The 17096-nt window shown below is 50.8% G+C and carries 18 protein-coding genes; 9 read left to right on the forward strand and 9 right to left on the reverse strand.

The window, feature by feature from the left end; all coding sequences use genetic code 11:
- Window positions 1–79: 79 nt before the first annotated feature.
- Window positions 80–1993: an FAD-dependent oxidoreductase gene (locus DWY25_RS17945; protein WP_181981754.1), complete on the reverse strand. Its 1914-nt coding sequence runs from the start codon at window positions 1991–1993 to the stop codon at window positions 80–82.
- Between the two features lie 130 nt (window positions 1994–2123).
- Here DWY25_RS17945 and DWY25_RS08405 point away from each other — a divergent pair, with 130 nt between their 5' ends.
- Entirely contained in the window at window positions 2124–3368 is a 1245-nt protein-coding gene (locus DWY25_RS08405) for an AraC family transcriptional regulator (RefSeq protein ID WP_117894859.1), read from the forward strand.
- 75 nt (window positions 3369–3443) lie between these two features.
- A complete protein-coding gene (locus DWY25_RS08410; protein ID WP_117894860.1) occupies window positions 3444–3641 on the forward strand; it encodes a hypothetical protein in 198 nt (65 codons plus the stop codon).
- Window positions 3642–3805: 164 nt separating this feature from the next.
- Here the strand turns inward: DWY25_RS08410 and DWY25_RS08415 are convergent, their stop codons facing one another.
- From DWY25_RS08415 to DWY25_RS08430, 4 genes are read right to left on the reverse strand one after another with little or no spacing between them, the layout of a single operon-like run.
- Window positions 3806–4711: a CPBP family intramembrane glutamic endopeptidase gene (locus DWY25_RS08415; RefSeq protein WP_117894861.1), complete on the reverse strand. Its 906-nt coding sequence runs from the start codon at window positions 4709–4711 to the stop codon at window positions 3806–3808.
- 20 nt (window positions 4712–4731) lie between these two features.
- Window positions 4732–4950, reverse strand: coding sequence for a hypothetical protein (locus tag DWY25_RS08420; RefSeq protein WP_006059278.1), 219 nt, complete (start codon window positions 4948–4950; stop codon window positions 4732–4734).
- Complete coding sequence (locus DWY25_RS08425; RefSeq protein WP_117894862.1) at window positions 4944–5534, reverse strand: HAAS signaling domain-containing protein; 591 nt, start codon at window positions 5532–5534, stop codon at window positions 4944–4946. The genes DWY25_RS08420 and DWY25_RS08425 overlap by 7 nt, the downstream gene beginning before the upstream one ends.
- On the reverse strand, window positions 5527–5844 hold the full coding sequence (locus tag DWY25_RS08430; protein WP_117894863.1) for a PadR family transcriptional regulator: 318 nt from the start codon (window positions 5842–5844) through the stop codon (window positions 5527–5529). Before DWY25_RS08430 ends, DWY25_RS08425 begins: the two co-directional genes overlap by 8 nt.
- A gap of 511 nt (window positions 5845–6355) precedes the next feature.
- Between DWY25_RS08430 and DWY25_RS08435 the strand changes: the two genes are divergently transcribed.
- From DWY25_RS08435 to DWY25_RS08455, 5 genes are all read left to right on the forward strand, one after another.
- Window positions 6356–6838: an RNA polymerase sigma factor gene (locus DWY25_RS08435; protein ID WP_181981755.1), complete on the forward strand. Its 483-nt coding sequence runs from the start codon at window positions 6356–6358 to the stop codon at window positions 6836–6838.
- Complete coding sequence (locus DWY25_RS08440; RefSeq protein WP_117894865.1) at window positions 6831–7655, forward strand: RsiV family protein; 825 nt, start codon at window positions 6831–6833, stop codon at window positions 7653–7655. Before DWY25_RS08435 ends, DWY25_RS08440 begins: the two co-directional genes overlap by 8 nt.
- 132 nt (window positions 7656–7787) lie before the next feature.
- Complete coding sequence (locus DWY25_RS08445; RefSeq protein WP_117894866.1) at window positions 7788–8369, forward strand: TetR/AcrR family transcriptional regulator; 582 nt, start codon at window positions 7788–7790, stop codon at window positions 8367–8369.
- 90 nt (window positions 8370–8459) lie between these two features.
- On the forward strand, window positions 8460–9074 hold the full coding sequence (locus DWY25_RS08450; RefSeq protein WP_117894867.1) for a class I SAM-dependent methyltransferase: 615 nt from the start codon (window positions 8460–8462) through the stop codon (window positions 9072–9074).
- Window positions 9071–9436, forward strand: coding sequence for a metal-dependent transcriptional regulator (locus DWY25_RS08455; protein ID WP_181981756.1), 366 nt, complete (start codon window positions 9071–9073; stop codon window positions 9434–9436). The genes DWY25_RS08450 and DWY25_RS08455 overlap by 4 nt, the downstream gene beginning before the upstream one ends.
- 221 nt (window positions 9437–9657) lie before the next feature.
- Here DWY25_RS08455 and DWY25_RS08460 read toward each other — a convergent pair whose 3' ends face one another.
- Window positions 9658–11001 (reverse strand): GHKL domain-containing protein, encoded by a 1344-nt coding sequence (locus DWY25_RS08460; protein WP_117894869.1) that lies wholly within the window; start codon window positions 10999–11001, stop codon window positions 9658–9660.
- Window positions 10998–11723, reverse strand: coding sequence for a LytR/AlgR family response regulator transcription factor (locus tag DWY25_RS08465; RefSeq protein WP_117894870.1), 726 nt, complete (start codon window positions 11721–11723; stop codon window positions 10998–11000). Before DWY25_RS08465 ends, DWY25_RS08460 begins: the two co-directional genes overlap by 4 nt.
- A 202-nt stretch (window positions 11724–11925) precedes the next feature.
- On the opposite strand from DWY25_RS08465, the gene DWY25_RS08470 reads away from it, so the two are divergent.
- Together DWY25_RS08470 and DWY25_RS08475 are read left to right on the forward strand one after the other, a co-directional pair.
- Window positions 11926–12288, forward strand: coding sequence for a hypothetical protein (locus DWY25_RS08470; protein WP_181981757.1), 363 nt, complete (start codon window positions 11926–11928; stop codon window positions 12286–12288).
- Window positions 12289–12335: 47 nt separating this feature from the next.
- Window positions 12336–14477: an InlB B-repeat-containing protein gene (locus tag DWY25_RS08475; RefSeq protein WP_117894871.1), complete on the forward strand. Its 2142-nt coding sequence runs from the start codon at window positions 12336–12338 to the stop codon at window positions 14475–14477.
- 268 nt (window positions 14478–14745) lie between these two features.
- Here DWY25_RS08475 and DWY25_RS08480 read toward each other — a convergent pair whose 3' ends face one another.
- A complete protein-coding gene (locus DWY25_RS08480) occupies window positions 14746–15909 on the reverse strand; it encodes an amidohydrolase (RefSeq protein WP_117894872.1) in 1164 nt (387 codons plus the stop codon).
- The gene (locus DWY25_RS08485; RefSeq protein WP_117894873.1) at window positions 15906–17069 is read right to left on the reverse strand and encodes an amidohydrolase; all 1164 of its coding nucleotides are present in this window, start codon (window positions 17067–17069) and stop codon (window positions 15906–15908) included. Before DWY25_RS08485 ends, DWY25_RS08480 begins: the two co-directional genes overlap by 4 nt.
- Window positions 17070–17096 lie beyond the last annotated feature (27 nt).

Genomic DNA, 17096 nt, shown 5'->3' on the forward strand with positions numbered 1-17096 from the left:
ATGGCTGTGAGCTTATCGCTTCTTCTTATTTTCCTGATTTGTCACAGCCCCTTGATCCATGAAGATCAGAAGCTGAGGCTTATTTTACCTGAGCTAAAGCGTTGTTGACCGCTTCGATGATCGCTTTGGAAGTGACCGTCGCGCCGGAGATCGTATCGACTTCTGTTCCGTTGGCTTCAACGATCGCCTTCGGCAGCTGTTCGATGGCCGGATCAGAAATATTCTCGGATTCGGAATGTTCTAAGATTTCAACGTTAGCGATCTTATCGCCGTCCATCGTAACCTTGACGACGAGTTTGCCGCCCATGCCGGTCCCTTCGCCGATGTATTCGTTATCCTGGGTTTCATAGTTGGTTTCTTTGTTCAGATCGGTGACTTCGCCCAGCTTGGTCGGTGTGGATTCCACCTTCGGAGCCAGCGTGTATTCCGGCAGTGGATCCTTGGCTGCCGCGGCGTTCTTGCCTGCGATCTGACCGAAGATGATGCATTCCGCCAGGTTGGTGCCGCCCTGATAGTGTTCAGAGGTGATGCCGCCCATTTCGCCCGCGGAATACAGATGCGGAATCGGATTGCCCTTGACGTCCAGGATCTCGGCGTTTTCATTGCGCTTCGGACCGCCCTGGGTGTTCAGAATTTCCGCTTTGACAGGGAAGGCGTAATATTTTGCGCCGTCAAACGGACGCATCGTTTCGCCATCGCGATGATACTGTTCATCCGTGCCCTGTTTTGCGTAATCGTTGAAATTTGCGATTGTCGCTTTCAACTGATCGGCCTTCATGCCAGTCTTTTCCGCCAGTTCTTCCAACGTGGACGCTTCGACAACCTGAGAACGGAACTGTTCCGGAATGGCTTCCGCTTCCGCAATCAGATCGGCCTGCGTCTGATCGTAAACCGTCCACATTTTATCCGGATACGTCGGGTTATGCCATGTGCCGTTCATATAAACATGACCATGCCGGACCGGAACGGATTCGTTGACGAACCGGTCGCCGTCCATGCCGAGCAACACCAGTGCGCCAGTATTCAGCGGACCCTGGCTTAAGACCTGAATCTGCGATGCACGCTGGCCTTCTTCGACATTGAAGGAAACGCCGCCTAAGCCGAAGCCGCCTTCGTAAACCGTCATGTGCCACAGATCAGCGCCGACAGCCTGCGCCATGCGGATGCCATCGCCGGTGTTGTACAGACCGCCGATTGGGGCATAGTCGGTCAGACCGATATAATGCTGAACCATTTCCTTGTTGTCCTCAAAGCCGCCGGTGCATAAGACGACGCCGTTGAGCGCGCGGATATGGCTTTCCTGCCCGCCGCGGGTTACCTTCACACCGATGATTGCGCCGGACATCGGATCCTGAATCAGTTCGGTTGCCGGCGTTTCAAACCAGACGTCAATCTTGTCCGCGTTTTTAACAACGTGTTCTTTCAGAATTTGATACAGATGAGAATCGCTGGTGCCCATGTGCGTCGTCCACAGTCCGACGGTATCCGAACCCTCAAATTCCGGATATTCCGGCGACATGACGCCGATAACCGGGAATCCCGTCCAGTCAACAAAGTCGTCTTTGTTTAAGCCGAAATCATTGACGAGAATTTCCGCCATGTTGGCGACGCCGTTGACGATGACGTCCAGCGAGGCTTCCGGAACTTCCGTATCCCCGGCCAGCGCCTGGTAATATTTCTTCGTTTCTTCCACGTTGCCGTTGCCATAGGCAAACAGCTGGCCGGCGACCTTGGAGTTGCCCCCGGCTTCCCCTTCGGTGCATTTCTCGACGATCAGAACAGACGCGCCGTTTTCCGCGGCCGTCTTGGCGGTCACCGCTCCGGACGCGCCGAAGCCGGCGACGACGACGTCATATTCCGCATCCCATTTCACGGTATCCGCAAAGGTATATCCGCCGGATGCCGGGGCTGACGTGCCGCCGTTGTTGGTTGCGCAGGCGCCTAAGCTTAAAACGCAAAAGGCCGCCGTTGCGAGTGCTAACAGCTTTTTCATTTCATTTTCCTCCCTTGATGTTAACATTTTAGCATGATAAAAATTGAACATGACCTGCGAAAAATTTTGCGTTGGCAAAAATTTCTGCTTGTCTCTTCTGTAATTGGCAAAATCATGGTACGATTACACCATGGAAGAAAAATGTTTGTTGGAAAAAGCGTCGACGGATTTTGTCCGCGACAACATGCTGATCAACTATTGTCTGTGGGACGACAATGAACTGTTGATCGAAAGCTTCGTTAAAAACAACCGGATTCCGCTGCGGTTTGATCTGGAGGACTATTATTTCTGTATTACGGGGATTGATAAAAAATACAACCTGATCGACGATTCCGCAATTTTTCAGCGTCAGGTGGAAACGACCTATGCGATTTATGAGGAGATGGAAGCGCTGCTGAACGCGAATCATTGCCGGGGCAATTGTTTCCTGATCAAGGTTGACAATTCTAAGCAGATGGCGGTTTTATTCAGCCGGGACGCGGAATGCAGGATCAGCGCCGAGCAGGTATGCGAACAGATTCACCGGCATTTTTTAGAGCGTCCGCCCTATGCGCCGGGGAATCATCGCTTTATCGCGACATCGCTGGCGGGACCCTACCAAGGCTATGAAGGCATGCATCCGGCTTATCTAAAAGCCCGCCAGCTGAACGATCTGCGTTTCTTCGAGGTGGCGTGCCCGGTAATTACCGAACAGGTGCTGCAGCGGCGGATCGATCCGGGCGTGCTGGCGATCTATGAAAACGGCCGTCGGTTACGCAATGAGCTGTGTACCGGGAATCTGCCGGCAGTTTTGGAACAGGTCAATTATGTGTTCGATCACCTGGTCCGCAGCTCGCTTGATATGAACTGCTGCCAGGCGGCGCACACGTTTGTGATCGCGACGCTGAGCCTGTTCGTCAAGGTGTACGGCGTGGCGCTGGATCTGAACTTCGGACCGCAGGACTTTTTCTCACTCAGCGAATATCAGGCTCATCTGGAAAATCAGATCCGAAGACTCTGTCAGTCGGGGGCGAACGGCCGCTGGTACACGCCGGAGGTACTGCTGGCGATGGGCTTTATCCATGAGAATTATCAGAAAGATATTTCGCTGAAGCTGGTCGCGGAGTACACCAATACCAATGTCAGTCATTTAAGCAGTGAATTCAATCGTCAGACTGGCAGTTCCCTGCCTGATTTTATTGCGGGTCTGCGAATTGAAAAAGCGCGTTCTTATCTGGAAAATTCCACGCTGACGATCGCTCAGATCAGCCGCGAGGTGGGCTTCGGCAGCGAACGGTATTTCACGGAGATCTTTAAGAAACACTGCGGGAAAACGCCGCTTCAGTACCGCGCGCAGCTGAATTTGGAGAAAAGCGAGTCATCCGAGAATAAGTGAGAGATGATTCAATCCATTCCGGTCAGCACAAGCGAAGGCCTAAATTGAAATCGTGGAAAAAATGGAGGCTTGGTAATGGATGAGCGATTGTTGGGAAAGCGCGGCTATGACTGCGGCAGCTGTCCGACTTACATCCAGGGAATCTGTCCCGGCTGGGTGCCGGCGCATAAGCCGGGGAATTGTTTTACCCGCGACGGTGTGCTTCATCAGTTGATGGCCTGCGGGGAATGCGGGCGTTTCCCATGCCAGACGATCATGCCTCGCTCATACTGAACGGTGCTGGACAAAGATTGGCTTCAATGGAAAAAACGGACGATTCCGGTAAAATAAAAACGCTTCCGGACGGATCTGGAAGACGTTGGTTTCTTCTTCATTCAGGATTGCCCGGCGCAGCGATGATTCGTTCCTGCGCCGGGCTTTTTTGAGTGAGCGAAATGTTATTCAGTCAATAAATCGCAATCTGGCAAATCCGCCGGCTTAATGTTAGCGGAACATTCCGGCATCCGGCAAATCCCGCGCCAACAGAGGACGGCTGCCAGGACAAACCCCAGCCCGCCGATCAACCCGGTCAGATCCGGACCGATTAACGGCATGACGCTGCCCGCGCTCAGCAGGGCGGACGCGGTATAGCGGTCGATTCCGTTTAAGGAGGCATGCCACAGAGCACAGGTCCACACGGACTCACTCTTAAATTGCAGCCAGGCCAGGATTATCCCCTGGATCAAACACAGCCACAGCTGCATCAGAACGCCGAGCAGCGGATAATCGGTTCCATAATTGTAGCCCAGTAGAATGATCGGGGCATGCCATAACCCCCAGATCAAAGCGGTGGCAATGATAGATTTCCGCGTGCCCAGAACATCACGCAGTCGGGGAAGCAGCCAGCCCCGCCATGCCAGCTCCTCGCCCAGCGCCGGGATCAGTCCGCCGAAGGGATTGATCAGAACCGCAAGCAAAATGACAGGAATCAGCTGCGTCCAGTATGCGTTCAGCTCAGTTATGCTGTTATTGGCCGCAAAGCGCGAGGCCAGCGGTTGAAACTGCGCTGGGAAAAGCAGGAAATAAATTCCCGCGCCGGCTATAGCCAGCAGAGGCGGAAGCAGCCAGCTCAGCGCGTAACGGGAAAGGTTACGCTTGAATTTCGGCCGCAGAAACAAGGAACGGCGCTCATGCGTCAGCCGGTTAACGATCAGCACGCTGAGGGCCGGTGTGAGCATCAAGAGCGAAAGCAGCGTGGTATCGCGGCTGCGGGCATATAAAACGGTAAACAGACTGAGAAATGCGAGGGTCAGCAGAGCGAACAGGGCGAGCTGTTTCTTTTGATAGGCCGTGAATTGCGTCATGAGAAGAGTGTCCTTTCTGTTTAAAAGCTGATGTGAAACAACGAACCATTCAGGAAATCCAGACTGACGACGACTTTCCCATCCTCGATCCAGATCGTTTGATACCACGGCTTCGACGAGCCCGCGATCAACGCTTTTTGACCTCCGGCCGCTAAACCCGCTCCCACGATCAGCGAACCGGTCAGCACGAAGATCAAGCCGGCGATCAACGCCTTTTTTCTAAAATTTCGGATTACCATTTGCTTACCTCCTGGAAAAACAGGGAACGCAGAAACTGCGCGGTTTTCATCACCGCAGCCTTAAACCACGGAATCGTGAGCGAGGCGCCTAACGCCGCCAGAATTAACCCGCCCAGCGCCATGACTCCGACACCCAGCTGAATTACGCCGGCGATTAACGACACGGAGACCATGACAAACGGACTGGCGCTGACGCTGACCAGCGCGACGAACAACAGGCTGACCGTCATGGCAACGCAGATAAACGGCACGCAGCCGGCGAGCAGAAAACCGGCCAGCAAGATCATTAAACCCGCTAACAGCAAGGCGCCCCACAGCGGGAAACCCAGAATCAGCAAGATCACGGTCATGACGCTGTTTATAGGCAGGGAAAACTTAAATTTCAGACTGCCGCGGTCTTCGAGGAAGGCTTTTGCCATCTGTTGCGGTGTTTCCAATTGGGCGACAGCTTCGGTTTCCGTCAGCCCGTTTTCAATCCGGTCCTCGATCATCTCACGGGCGTAGTTGAAACAAATTTCTTTTTCCGGCTTCGGCAGCCATTTCAACGCTTTATTTAAAGCGTCCAGATATTCTTTTTCAGTCATGGTGAACTTCTCCTTTAATAAAATCGATCACGGCCATCACTGATTTCCAGTCGTCCAGAAAATCGGCGATGTGCCGGCGGCCGCTGTCCGTCAGCCGGTAATACTTCCGCAGCCGGCTGTTGTGCTCGACGGAATAGGTTTCCAGATCGTGGCTGGCTTCCAGGCGTTTAAGAATTGGATACAAGGTGGATTCAGAAATCTCAATGACCTGAGACACGTCTTTGATGATTTGATAACCATAGGAATCCTGCTTTGCCAGCGCCGCCAGCACGCAGATTTCTAACAAACCTTTTTTTAGTTGACTATCCATGATTACCTCCTTACGTGTTATACTATATATCACATAGTATAATGCGTCAAGCAGTATTTTAAGTATTTCTGTTTGATCATTCTCCTTTCTGTCTGGATTTCTTTTAAAGCCACGATAGTGAAGTTGAGTCAGACGGAAGCCCCGCTCAGGAAGCGTATAACCAGCCGTTGAATTAAAGGGAGGCGCTCGTTTCTTATTTATAACCGGATAAGAGATCAAAGGGGATAACGAAAAGGTATTCTTGTTTTTAGAAAATTGTGAGAGGTCGCTTTCGATGGATATTTAAAAATCACTTTGTTATGATATAGAGGATATCGCAGATCTTCGTTGTAAAAATCTAGGACGCTGTCGGATAAAAGTTCGGTTTTATCGCCGCGTTCAGTTTCATCAAATTGCTTTTGATCAACGGACAGATCGCAAGGAACGTAAAAATTCGGATTCCCCAAAATATTTTCTTTAAATTTGGGCTTATGGCTGAGGCTGGCTGTCTAATATGTGGAAGGAGATAAAAATGGAAGGGATAGAAAAGTTAAGTCAGTATTTTGAAGAGAATCAGGAATACTGTTACCGCGTGGCGTATCATTACACCCAAAATTCAGAATTGGCCAAAGATGCGCTGCAGGAGGCGATTATTAAAGCGATGGTGCATTACAGCCAGCTGCGCAATGAAAAGTATATGAAAACCTGGTTTTACCGGATTCTGATCAACGAATGCAAAAATATGTTGAAAAAATTTCCGCGCCGGGAAGAATTGGATATAAACTGGATCGAAGATCCTGCGGTCCACGATCAAAACTTGAAAATTGCCGTCGATCATTGTCTGGAAAGCTTAAAACCTCAGTACCGGGATATTATTTATCTGAAATATTTCCAGGGCTTTGAGTTTAAAGAGATATCAAGAATTCTGGGGGTGCGCAACGGTACAGTAAAATCACGGTATTACAAGGGAATGGAATTATTGAAAACACAATGGGAGGGTGAAAATCATGTCTGATAAAGATGTTAAGATTCCAGAGGATCTGCACGAAATCATTGAAAAAAGCATTCAACAGGGATTGATTCAGCGGAAACAACGCTGCCGCCGCAACAAAACGATCGGTTTAAGCGCTGCGGCAGGCTGCTGCGCGTTCCTTTTCTTTTTTAATACCAATACGGTGTTTGCGAAGACCGTATTGGACCTGCCGCTTGTCAGCCAGATTGCGCATCTTTTCCTGGACTCTGAATCCACAAGCGAAGAAGCGGCTTATATTGCGGAGATCAAGGTCCCGCAATTGGAAAACAACGATCAGGCACAATCTTTAAACGCAGCGATCCGTGAACAGATCGAGGCGCATGCCATCGCGATGAAGCAGCAGGCGGCAGATGAATATCAGGCGTTTATTGAAACCGGCGGAAAAGCCGAGGAATATATTCCGGCCCGAATTTCTATTAATTATCAGCTCTACTGCAACAATGATCAAACCTTATCGTTCGCGATTATTTCCACCTATGTGCGCGCGCAGTCCAGCCAGACGGTCGATTGTTATAACGTGGAAGCCGGAACCGGACGGACGCTGACGCTGGAAGCATTGGCCGGCGAAGATTATGCGGAACGGATTGCCCGGGAAATTCAGCGTCAGATCGACGCGAAACCGGAAGCGGAACAGGCTGTTTATGATGAAGATCTGGATTTAAAATCAATGATCGGGCCTGATCGGCCATTCCATCTCGATCCTGACGGCAATCTGATTGTAGAATTTGAAAAATATGAGATCGCCGCCGGTGCTGCCGGACCTCAATCCTTTACGCTTGATTTGGAAAGCCTGAACTAGGTAAAAAACGGAAAACATCAGAAGTGGACTGCCATCAAGGGGATCGGAAAAAGAAATGAATCGAATGAACAAAGTTCATTGACACAAGTTCATTCATCCATTACAATTGGGATTAACAGAGAAGGTGAATTGATGCGGGTATCCAAAGCGCCGGAAGAAAGAAAACAGGAGATTCTGCGGACGGCGATGCGCTTATTTACGCAGCAAGGTTATGAAAACACGTCAATGCGGGATATCGCCCGGGAAATGAATGTCGTCCAGGGATTGTGTTATCGCTATTTTGATTCCAAACAAAAGCTGTTTGAGGAAGCGATGGATACCTATGCGGAAGAATGCTGCGCCAGCTTTATCCGGGTTCTCCATGATCCAGGACTTTCGCTGGAAGAAAAGTTGGACTGGATGTTCGAGTCGATCAAGCAGGAGGGCTTAGCCCTGCGTTATGAGGAGTTTTTTCATAAACCGGAAAACGAAGATTTCCACCGGCAGCTGGCGATGCGGCTATGCGAAAAATTAAAACCCCATCTGATTCAGGAACTAAACCGCTATGCTCAAGCTCGTGGAAAGACATTGAAATTTCCCTCTGTAACGGTGGATCTGATCACATACGGGCAGATCGCTCCGCTGTCGCGATCCGTCAAACCATCAGATGCGGAATTGGATGAGCTGAAACGTTTGGTTTATGCGCTCATCGAACAGTCATTAACGCCTGAATAACATCAGGCGGTTATTTTTGAAACACGAGTGAACGATGTTCAATCGAATTTAATTTCCCGAACAGGGAATGGACGAGAAAGGAAAATATGTATGGAAAACAAAAAAGAACAATCCCAGACGGCCTTTGACCGTCAGGCCAGCCGCTATGACACGACCTGTTACAGCCGCCATCCGCGCGCTTTGTATCCGCGTTTGCTTAGACAAATTGAGAAGCTTCAGCCGACCGACGTTTTGGATCTGGGCTGCGGTACCGGGGCCTTATTGGCGGAAATTGCGCGACTTTGTCCTACTGCCCGCTTATCGGGGCTGGATCTTTCGGCAGCGATGCTGGCGGTCGCTGAAAAACAGCTCCAAGACAAAGCGGAGCTGATTCAGGGTGACAGCGAAGCGCTGCCTTATGCGGATTGTGCTTTTGATCTGATCGTATGCTGCGACTCATTTCACCATTATCCCAATCCCGAGGCGGCTGCACGTCAGCTTCATCGTTGTCTGAAACCTGGCGGACGGCTGCTGATCGGCGATACGACGATGCCGCCGCTGCTGCGTCAGCTGATGAATTTTACTTTCCGATTCAGCTCGGAGGGCGATGTCCGGCTGTATTCTCAGAAAGAAATGCGGGCGCTGTTATCGGATTATTTCCAGGATGTGCAATGGCGGCGGATTTCCCCGTCCAGCTATATTCTGCAGGGAACTGTCCGGAAATGAAGCTCAGTTCCTCAGAACGGATCTATTTGCTCACGCTGGCACAGCTTTTAGAAGAACAGAAATGGGTGCGTCAGTGCGATCTGGCAAAGCGGCTGCAGGTCAGCCGTCCAAGCGTGTTTCGGGCTGTCAGCCGTCTGGAAGCGCTGGGATTGATTAATAAGGAAGCCGGGTTGTTGTTCCTCAATGAAACCGGCGAAGCGGCGGTAAAGCAGCAGCGGGAGGCTAAAAAGGTGCTGTTGGCAGGACTTGCTCGGTTAGGCATCACCGGGGAACAGGCCCATGCTATCCTGGAGAGCCCTGACAGCTTTTATCAGGACTGTCTGATTTCGGCATTATGTGAACGCTTGTCGCTTTCCTCATGAAAGGAATGAATAAGAAGGAATTCAAATGCACGTAGAAATCACAGGCTTGTTGGAGAGCTTCTAAACCGATCAACCGCTGACTTTTCAGTTACCGGATCAGGCCGCCAGCACCAGGCATGAGGCTCCGGTTTGCATAAAAAAAGCCCGTTCATTCACAGGCTCAAAAACATCCGGTCAGCTTAGTTCAGCTCAGCGGATAGGGCTGCAGAGACAGACATACTTTATCTTTGCTGCAGGAGCTGAAGGAAGACGGAAACGCGGAAGATCCCGGCCTGCTGCTCAAACTGCACCTCGCCCTGATACCGCTGCGCTATTTCCTGAACTGAAGCTGTGCCGATTCCCGGTCCCTCCCGTTTAGAGGAAAGCGGCGTTCCGTCTTGGAAGGTAACTGGAAGAACGCAGGTATTATCGATCAGAATCAGCAGCGCGGAACTGCCTTCCTGTTTGATGCGCAGTTTTATCCATTTAGATCTGGAACTGTCCCGTCGGCACGCTTCCACCGCATTTTCCAGCAGATTGCCCAGCAGCACCGTCATATCGGTAGAAGCAACCGGACAAGGGTCAGGATAATCGATGCGCGCTTCAAACTGAATTTTATCCGCCCGGGCCTGTGCCGCATAATAAGATACCAGGGCATTGACGACATTATCGCGGCAGAAGAGCTCCAGGGTATCCGGAGGCAGCTCACTTTTATAGAGATCGATATATTCCTTCAGACCGGTTCGATCGTCCCGTTCAATATACGACTGCACGGCTGCTAGGTGCTGGCGCAGATCATGACGGGCTTTTTTCATTTCTTCAACATGCGAGGTCAGTCCTTCGTATTGTTTTTTCTGCGCCGTCAGATTTCGGTTGGCATATTTCAGCGCTTCCTCCAGCTGAATCCGCCGCCGGGAATTCTGCAGGATTTTAAGAGCTAAATAAGAAACGTAGCAGGCGCCGAAAAGCATCAGATAGCGGGAAACGAGAAACTGCCAGGAAGCATAGGCATAGACATCCTCCGTCGTACAGTACAGCATGCCAAACAGAGTGGAGAACAGCGGAATAATCCATAAATACCGCCACATGTCATGATCATTAATAGCCAGGGCGTCAGCGATCGTGTGGCGGAAGAAACGGAACAGAAACGGACAGGTGATCAGATAAATCACAATGCGGGCGAGATTATAAATTAAATAGGGATGGATTCCGGAAAAATCCCAGAAAAACCGGCTCTCGATATAATTGGCGTTGCCGTAGACAAAGAAGGACCAGGCCAGAAGCAGAAGGTAAGTAAACATCAGCTTCGGGAAAGTATCCTTAATCAGTGAAAATCCCAAGATCATATAGATCAGCATGAACGTATAGCGAAGAAGCGTTGTCCATTGTGCGGCCGCCGCATATCCGCCCAGATTGATGTAATAAAAGGCTGCGCTGTTGGCGGAGGCCAGAAGCAGCTGCAGAAGAACGACATAACGAAATGAAATTCTCAGCTTATCTTTAAACATCCAGTACCTGGGCAGGGTAAACGGCAGCGAATCTAAAAAGGGAAACAGCAAAATCATCAGCGTATCCACAGTCTTCATAATAGATCATCCTCTCTTTCCCGCTGAAACAAATATTGATGATAGGCCGCCGCCAGCTTCTTTCTTTCCCGCTTGGCAAATGGAATTGGCGTTCCGTCATCCAGTACAAAATTCTGATCGTCCATGCGGTCGGTGCGCTCAAGATTAATGATGCAGCCTTTATAACAGGTTAAAAACTGCGGGTAAGCTGAAAGTTTTTCAGCGAGTTCAGCGAAAGTCAGCCGATAGCGGATCAGGCCTTTCCGGTCTGAATGTATCCGGCTGTAATGGCCGTCGGAATCGCACCAGAGAATTTCCCGCAGAAGCACGGAATCCTGTTCGATCCGGATAAACCGGGCTCTGCGGATTTTTTCAATCCGGGCGGCGTTTAATGTATTGATGAAATCCTGATAGGTATAGGGCTTTACCAGATAGCCGCAGGCCTGCACGCCATAGCTGTCGATTGCGAAATCCCGGCTGGTCGTGACAAAAATCAAAGAAACCAGCGCATCCCGCTTCCGGATTTCCCGGGCCGTTTCGATTCCTGTCATGCCGGACATGAACTGATCGATAAAGATGATGTCATAGCTGTTCGGAATGAAGCGGTATAAAAAATCCTCTCCGGATATAAAATCCTCCGCCTGTATTTTTTCACCGCCGCACTGTTCTGTCAGATAGCGGCTGAAATAATTTTTTATTTCTACCCGGCAAGGTTCCCGGTCATCGACGACGGCGATCTTCATGTCCATCCCCCTCTTAAACCGTACAGTTCTTTGTCGCTAAGAATATTTTAACGTGGAACAGGCCGGACAACAATTGAATTTTTTACTAAAAACTGCGTCTTAACGCCAAAAACTGCATTTTGACGCCAAGCTCTTGTAGTTTAATCAATATTTTATTATGGTTAAAATAATAAAGCAGCAAGATGGAAAGAGGGGATGGCCTATGCTGAAGATCATGATCTGCGATGAGCTGGACCGGGAACGAGATCAGATAATTCAAGATGTCCGGCGCTGGTGCGATGAAAGAAGTCAGCCCGCTTTGATCGAGTTCTGCCGCGGCTGGCCGGAATTGGCGGACAAACTGAAACAAGGCGGCTATGATTTAGTTATCGTTTCTCAAGAGGGGGTCAAGGGACTGGATCTGATTACCAGCGCCCGGCCTCTGCTGGACAGAATCATCTGGTTTTCAGACCTTGATTTTGCGCTTCAGGCTTATCGTTTATGCGTTTCGTATTTTGCGATGAAGCCGGTAACCGGGCTTAAGGTGGAGCGCGCTTTAGACCGCTGCCGTGAAGACGGCCGGTGACCGCCGGTCCGTTTCAGCATCATGAAAAGAAACAGGAGGAAAAGAGTATGGTAAGAAAGGGAATGAAAACGATTTTATTGATTGCGGCTCTGCTGATGATTCCCACCTCGGGAATCGTCTATGCCGAAGAGGGAACCGAACCGCCTTCAACAGAAACTCCAAGTGCCGCCCAGGATTATCCGCAGGAAGAAACGAAAGAACCGGCTATCCATACCGAACGGAACACGAGTTCCGGTTTTGATGATGAACTCCCGGATGTCGATGCACCAAAGTCCTCACAGGAGCCTGCGAAGATGGAAAGCTCTGGCTCCTCGTTCCTTCAGGATTTCAATTCCGATGTGACTCCGGTTTTAAATGGGTATCCTGTCAGATGGGGAACCTTTGACCACGGGTCTATAAATCTCAGAGACACTTCGGGCAGTGATCTGTATAATGAGACTAAATGTGAGTCCGGCGCCATATACAGTGTGACGATGTATCCGGACCCCGGTTATCGATATAAAGCAGGATCATTAGAGAACAAAACGACGCCTGCAATCAAGTTCACGGAAGATCAGGTCAACAAGTATGTCTTTACTATGCCGGAGGAGGAGGTCCTGCTGGATCTTGAGTTTGAATTGATTCCGAATTATGATCAAACGGATGTGACTTTGATAAACGAGGTGATCCAGGCGCATCCCGAAGCCTTTAATCAGGATTTAATCGATCAGCCTGAACAATGGGACTTTGTGACATGGGACACTATTGGAAATAATATGTTAGGAATCATAGCTCTGGATTTATCCGGCAGAGGACTGCAGGGAAGTTTGGATGTTCGATATTTATCTTATTTAAAGACTTTATCCTGCGCGAATAACAGCTTAACTGAATTATTTATTAACGAAGAGCGTATAAACACCCTTGACTGTCGTCAGAATCAGCTCCAAACGTTAAGGATTTCTTGGTTCACTGTTTTGAACTGTGAAGGCAATCCAATGGATAGTCTGGAAATAGTCAATGCAGGGATTCAGTATCGTTCACTCTCTGTCAATATAAGCGATGAGGATAAGCAAGCCGGGAATGCCGCCTATATTCAAAGCTTCAACGGCTCTGTCACTTCCACGCCGACCTATACCCTCAAAGCCTTCCCCGCAGCGGATTATCAATTTGCAGGGTGGAAAATAGGCAATTCGATTTACGTCAAATCAACAACCGTTCTGGAGTGGGTGAATTCCAATACAACAGTCCAGGCTAACTTTAAGATTCCGCTTCAAATTTTGCTGCCGCCGAATAAAATCGTAGTGGCCGTAGGACAAGAATTGCATATCATCCCGACTGTGCTGCCGGAGAATGCGCCGAATAAAGAAGTGACTTTCGTTGTAATAGATCTTGGTAAGTTTGATCTCCGGAAGGATCCGGATAACCCTAACGCGTTCTTCTTAAAAGGGAAGGAAACAGGCAGTGAACAGTTTGATCTTTATGTAGAGCGTTTCAGTAAAAATCTTAGTGTCCAGGTGATTGACCGGGCATTTATTCAGCCGGCATTCACTGAGAATACGATCAGCGGCGTAAAAGGATCGTATGAATTGGATTCATCGCTTTCCTTTACCGCTAAGGGATCGGGTCTTGATAACCAAGAGCCGTTATGGGAAGACTGGCGCTGGGTCCCGGTCCGCTGGGCAATCGACAAACAGAATGCGGATTCTATTCAGGGAACCTTCAGCTCCGGGGAGGATCAGCAGGCTTCTCTGAGCGGACTTTCGGCTGGAAATCATGAACTGATCGTTGAATTTCAGAAAGAAATCTATAATAACTGGAGCTGGGAGCCAGCGGAAACGGAAAGTCTGTCCGCCGTCTTTTCGATCACCGAGCCAAAACCAACACCAGCTCCAACACCAACGCCGACTGCGACCCCGAAGCCGTCAGAATCGGAAAACCCCACGCAGAACGTGAACGTTCCCTCCTCACAGGCTCCGCGGATAATCAAAAAGCCCAAGCCGGAAGTGAAAGCGACGGCGACTCCTGAACCGACCAGCACGCCGGCAGTAACTCCAAAACCCGCTGAAAAGCCAGGGACTCCGCCGCCGAGCGCAACTCCGGCTCAAAATGAGATAAAGAAAGGCGGATGGCCATGGTGGACGCCGGCCGCGGCGATTCCTGTTGTGGCTGTGATCGGCGCCGTCCTCTTTCTGAAACGCAGATCGAAATAAAAACGGTTTCTATATAACTAGTTTCTCCAGGTTTAAAGTATGAAAAAGGACAGGGCTTCGCGGGGTTTTTACTCGAAATTGGGCAAAAAAAAAGGTCAGGCAGGATAAAGCTTCATTTAACGCTTTACCCTGCCTGCTTCTTTGATGGATATTCTATGTCTACCCGAAACCGAGTAAGAACCCCTCGCGGCTTTGTCCTTTTTAAGATTCATCGGTGAAGAATGATAAAAGAAAAGCTATTTGTATTCTTGAAAGAGAATGGTATTGATTACAGGATGCAATGCTCGATCTTACCGTCGATGATCGTTGCCAGGCAGGAGGTCAGATTCTCAAACGGCATGCCGTCAAAAATTGCGATGTCCGCATCCTTGCCGACTTCTAACGAACCGACGCGGTTTTCCAGACCCAGCAGCCGGGCCGGACGGATCGTCACAGCTTCCAGCGCCGTCTGGAAGCTCAGGCCATAGCGCATCGCGATACCGATGTCGCTCGGCAGCCAGACGGTATCGGAAGCGCCGTCCGCAGTCAGGCAGAAGTTGATGCCGGTCTTCTCAAAGACCGCCGGGGTGTCCTGACGGCAGCCCCAGATCTCAAATTTCATTGGTCCCATCTTCAACGGCCCGACGACGGCTGTGATGTCCTTCTCTTTTAAGAATTCCTTGATCTTATACCCTTCCGTGCAGTGTTCAATCGCATATTTCAGATGGAATTCCTCGGCAATACGGATCGCCGTGACGATGTCGTCTGCCTGGTGGCAGTGAATCCGGCAGCGGCGCTCACCGCGGACAACCGGTACCAACGGGTCCAACCGGAAGTTAGGTTCTACGTGAACCGTCGGATCCGTTTCCGCTTTTTTCAGCTTATCGGAGTAAACCTTGGCGTTGAACAACGTTTCCCGCAGCACAGCGCCGGTCCCCATGCGGGTCATCGGCATTTTCTTGTCCGGCCCATAACAGCGCTTCGGGTTCTCGCCCAGCGCCATTTTCATGACCTCGGTGCCCGGAATCATCATGTCCTGAACGGTGGAAGCCTGTTTCAGCTTAAATGAGAAGCCGGTGCCGCCGATGACGTTGGCACTGCCCGGCAGTGTGCAGCAGGTCGTAAAGCCGGCGTTTCTGACCTTCGGGATCGCTTCGTCAAACGGATTGAACGCATCCAGCATCCGCACCTGCGCGGTGACGGGATCGGTAATTTCGTTGGCGTCCATCGTCGAAGGCATCCAGGCCGGTTCGTTTAAGCCTGACAGATGGCTGTGAGCGTCGATCAGTCCCGGCGTCACCCATTTGCCGGCAGCGTCAAGAATCTCTGCGCCCTCCGGAACGGGAATGTCGGTGCCCATGGCTGTAATTTTGCCGTTATTGATCAGTAATGTGCCGTCTTCCACGACGCCCTGAGTCACAGTCTGCAGCTTCCCGTGAACGATGGCGATCATAAATCACCCTCCTGGCGGACAAATTCCGGTTTTCCGTCGATGATGACCTGTTCGCATAAGGTCAGATTGGAGAACGGCATGCCGTTAAAGATCGCAATATCTGCGTCTTTGCCCACCTCCAACGATCCGATCCGATCGTCCAGCTTCAAGAGCTTGGCTGGATTGATCGTCACGCATTTTAACGCCTGTTCAAAGCTGAGTCCATTTCGCATGGCGATGCCGACGTGCACCGGCAGCCATTTGGTCGCTGACGAATCATCCGCCATCAGGCAGAAATCCTCAATCCCGGCTTTTTCAAAGACCGCCGGGGTATCCTGACGGCAGCCCCAGATCTCAAACTTCTGCGGTCCCATTAACAGCGGACCGATGACGACCTTGGCTTTTTTCGCCTTTAAGAAATCCAGAATCTTATAACCTTCGGTGCAGTGCTCAATCGTGTAATCGAGGCTGAATTCCTCGGCAATCCGGATCGCCGTGACGATGTCGTCGGCGCGGTGGCAATGAATCCGGCAGCGCATTTCGCCGCGGACGACCGGAACCAGCGCTTCCAGATCAAAGTCACGCTTGACGTCCTTGCCTGCAGCCAGCGCGTCGCTGTACTGCTTGGCGTCGAATAACGCTTTGCGCAGGACGGCACCGGTGCCCATCCGGGTCATCGGCATTTTCTTTTCAGAGCCATAGCAGCGCTTCGGGTTTTCGCCCAGCGCCATTTTCATCATTTCCGAGCCTTCGATCGCGATTTCCTGAACGGTCGCCGCGTTTTTCAGCTTGAAGCTCAAGCCGGTGCCGCCGATGACGTTGGCGCTGCCCGGCCCGGTGTAGCAGGTCGTAAAGCCGGCTGACCGTGCCGCGCCGATCGCCATGTCGAACGGATTCAGCGCGTCGATGCCGCGGATCTGAGCAGTAACCGGCGAGGTGACCTCGTTGCCGTCGCCGATATGCGGCATCCAGTGCGGTTCGTTAAAGGTCGAAATGTGCGTGTGCGCGTCGATCAGGCCCGGAGTCACCCATTTTCCGGAAGCGTCGAGGATCTCGGCCCCCTGCGGGATCGCAATATCCTTGCCGATCGCTGTGATCTTGCCGTTGTCGATGAGCAGCGTGCCGTCTTCAATCGTACCGTTGGCGACGGTCAGCAGCTTGCCGTGTGTAATAGCTATCATTGTATGTCCCCCAATCTATATGAACTC

The sequence above is a fragment of the Holdemania filiformis genome, assembly GCF_003459085.1.
Lineage (GTDB): Bacteria > Bacillota_I > Bacilli_A > Erysipelotrichales > Erysipelotrichaceae > Holdemania > Holdemania filiformis.

Excerpts from the sequence above, each read along its gene's own strand:
- DWY25_RS17945 (WP_181981754.1), bottom strand. The coding sequence starts at position 1,993 with ATGAAAAAGCTGTTAGCACTCGCAACGGCGGCCTTTTGCGTTTTAAGC.
- DWY25_RS08405 (WP_117894859.1), top strand. The coding sequence starts at position 2,124 with ATGGAAGAAAAATGTTTGTTGGAAAAAGCGTCGACGGATTTTGTCCGC.
- DWY25_RS08410 (WP_117894860.1), top strand. The coding sequence starts at position 3,444 with ATGGATGAGCGATTGTTGGGAAAGCGCGGCTATGACTGCGGCAGCTGT.
- DWY25_RS08415 (WP_117894861.1), bottom strand. The coding sequence starts at position 4,711 with ATGACGCAATTCACGGCCTATCAAAAGAAACAGCTCGCCCTGTTCGCT.
- DWY25_RS08420 (WP_006059278.1), bottom strand. The coding sequence starts at position 4,950 with ATGGTAATCCGAAATTTTAGAAAAAAGGCGTTGATCGCCGGCTTGATC.
- DWY25_RS08425 (WP_117894862.1), bottom strand. The coding sequence starts at position 5,534 with ATGACTGAAAAAGAATATCTGGACGCTTTAAATAAAGCGTTGAAATGG.
- DWY25_RS08430 (WP_117894863.1), bottom strand. The coding sequence starts at position 5,844 with ATGGATAGTCAACTAAAAAAAGGTTTGTTAGAAATCTGCGTGCTGGCG.
- DWY25_RS08435 (WP_181981755.1), top strand. The coding sequence starts at position 6,356 with ATGGAAGGGATAGAAAAGTTAAGTCAGTATTTTGAAGAGAATCAGGAA.
- DWY25_RS08440 (WP_117894865.1), top strand. The coding sequence starts at position 6,831 with ATGTCTGATAAAGATGTTAAGATTCCAGAGGATCTGCACGAAATCATT.
- DWY25_RS08445 (WP_117894866.1), top strand. The coding sequence starts at position 7,788 with ATGCGGGTATCCAAAGCGCCGGAAGAAAGAAAACAGGAGATTCTGCGG.
- DWY25_RS08450 (WP_117894867.1), top strand. The coding sequence starts at position 8,460 with ATGGAAAACAAAAAAGAACAATCCCAGACGGCCTTTGACCGTCAGGCC.
- DWY25_RS08455 (WP_181981756.1), top strand. The coding sequence starts at position 9,071 with ATGAAGCTCAGTTCCTCAGAACGGATCTATTTGCTCACGCTGGCACAG.
- DWY25_RS08460 (WP_117894869.1), bottom strand. The coding sequence starts at position 11,001 with ATGAAGACTGTGGATACGCTGATGATTTTGCTGTTTCCCTTTTTAGAT.
- DWY25_RS08465 (WP_117894870.1), bottom strand. The coding sequence starts at position 11,723 with ATGAAGATCGCCGTCGTCGATGACCGGGAACCTTGCCGGGTAGAAATA.
- DWY25_RS08470 (WP_181981757.1), top strand. The coding sequence starts at position 11,926 with ATGCTGAAGATCATGATCTGCGATGAGCTGGACCGGGAACGAGATCAG.
- DWY25_RS08475 (WP_117894871.1), top strand. The coding sequence starts at position 12,336 with ATGGTAAGAAAGGGAATGAAAACGATTTTATTGATTGCGGCTCTGCTG.
- DWY25_RS08480 (WP_117894872.1), bottom strand. The coding sequence starts at position 15,909 with ATGATCGCCATCGTTCACGGGAAGCTGCAGACTGTGACTCAGGGCGTC.
- DWY25_RS08485 (WP_117894873.1), bottom strand. The coding sequence starts at position 17,069 with ATGATAGCTATTACACACGGCAAGCTGCTGACCGTCGCCAACGGTACG.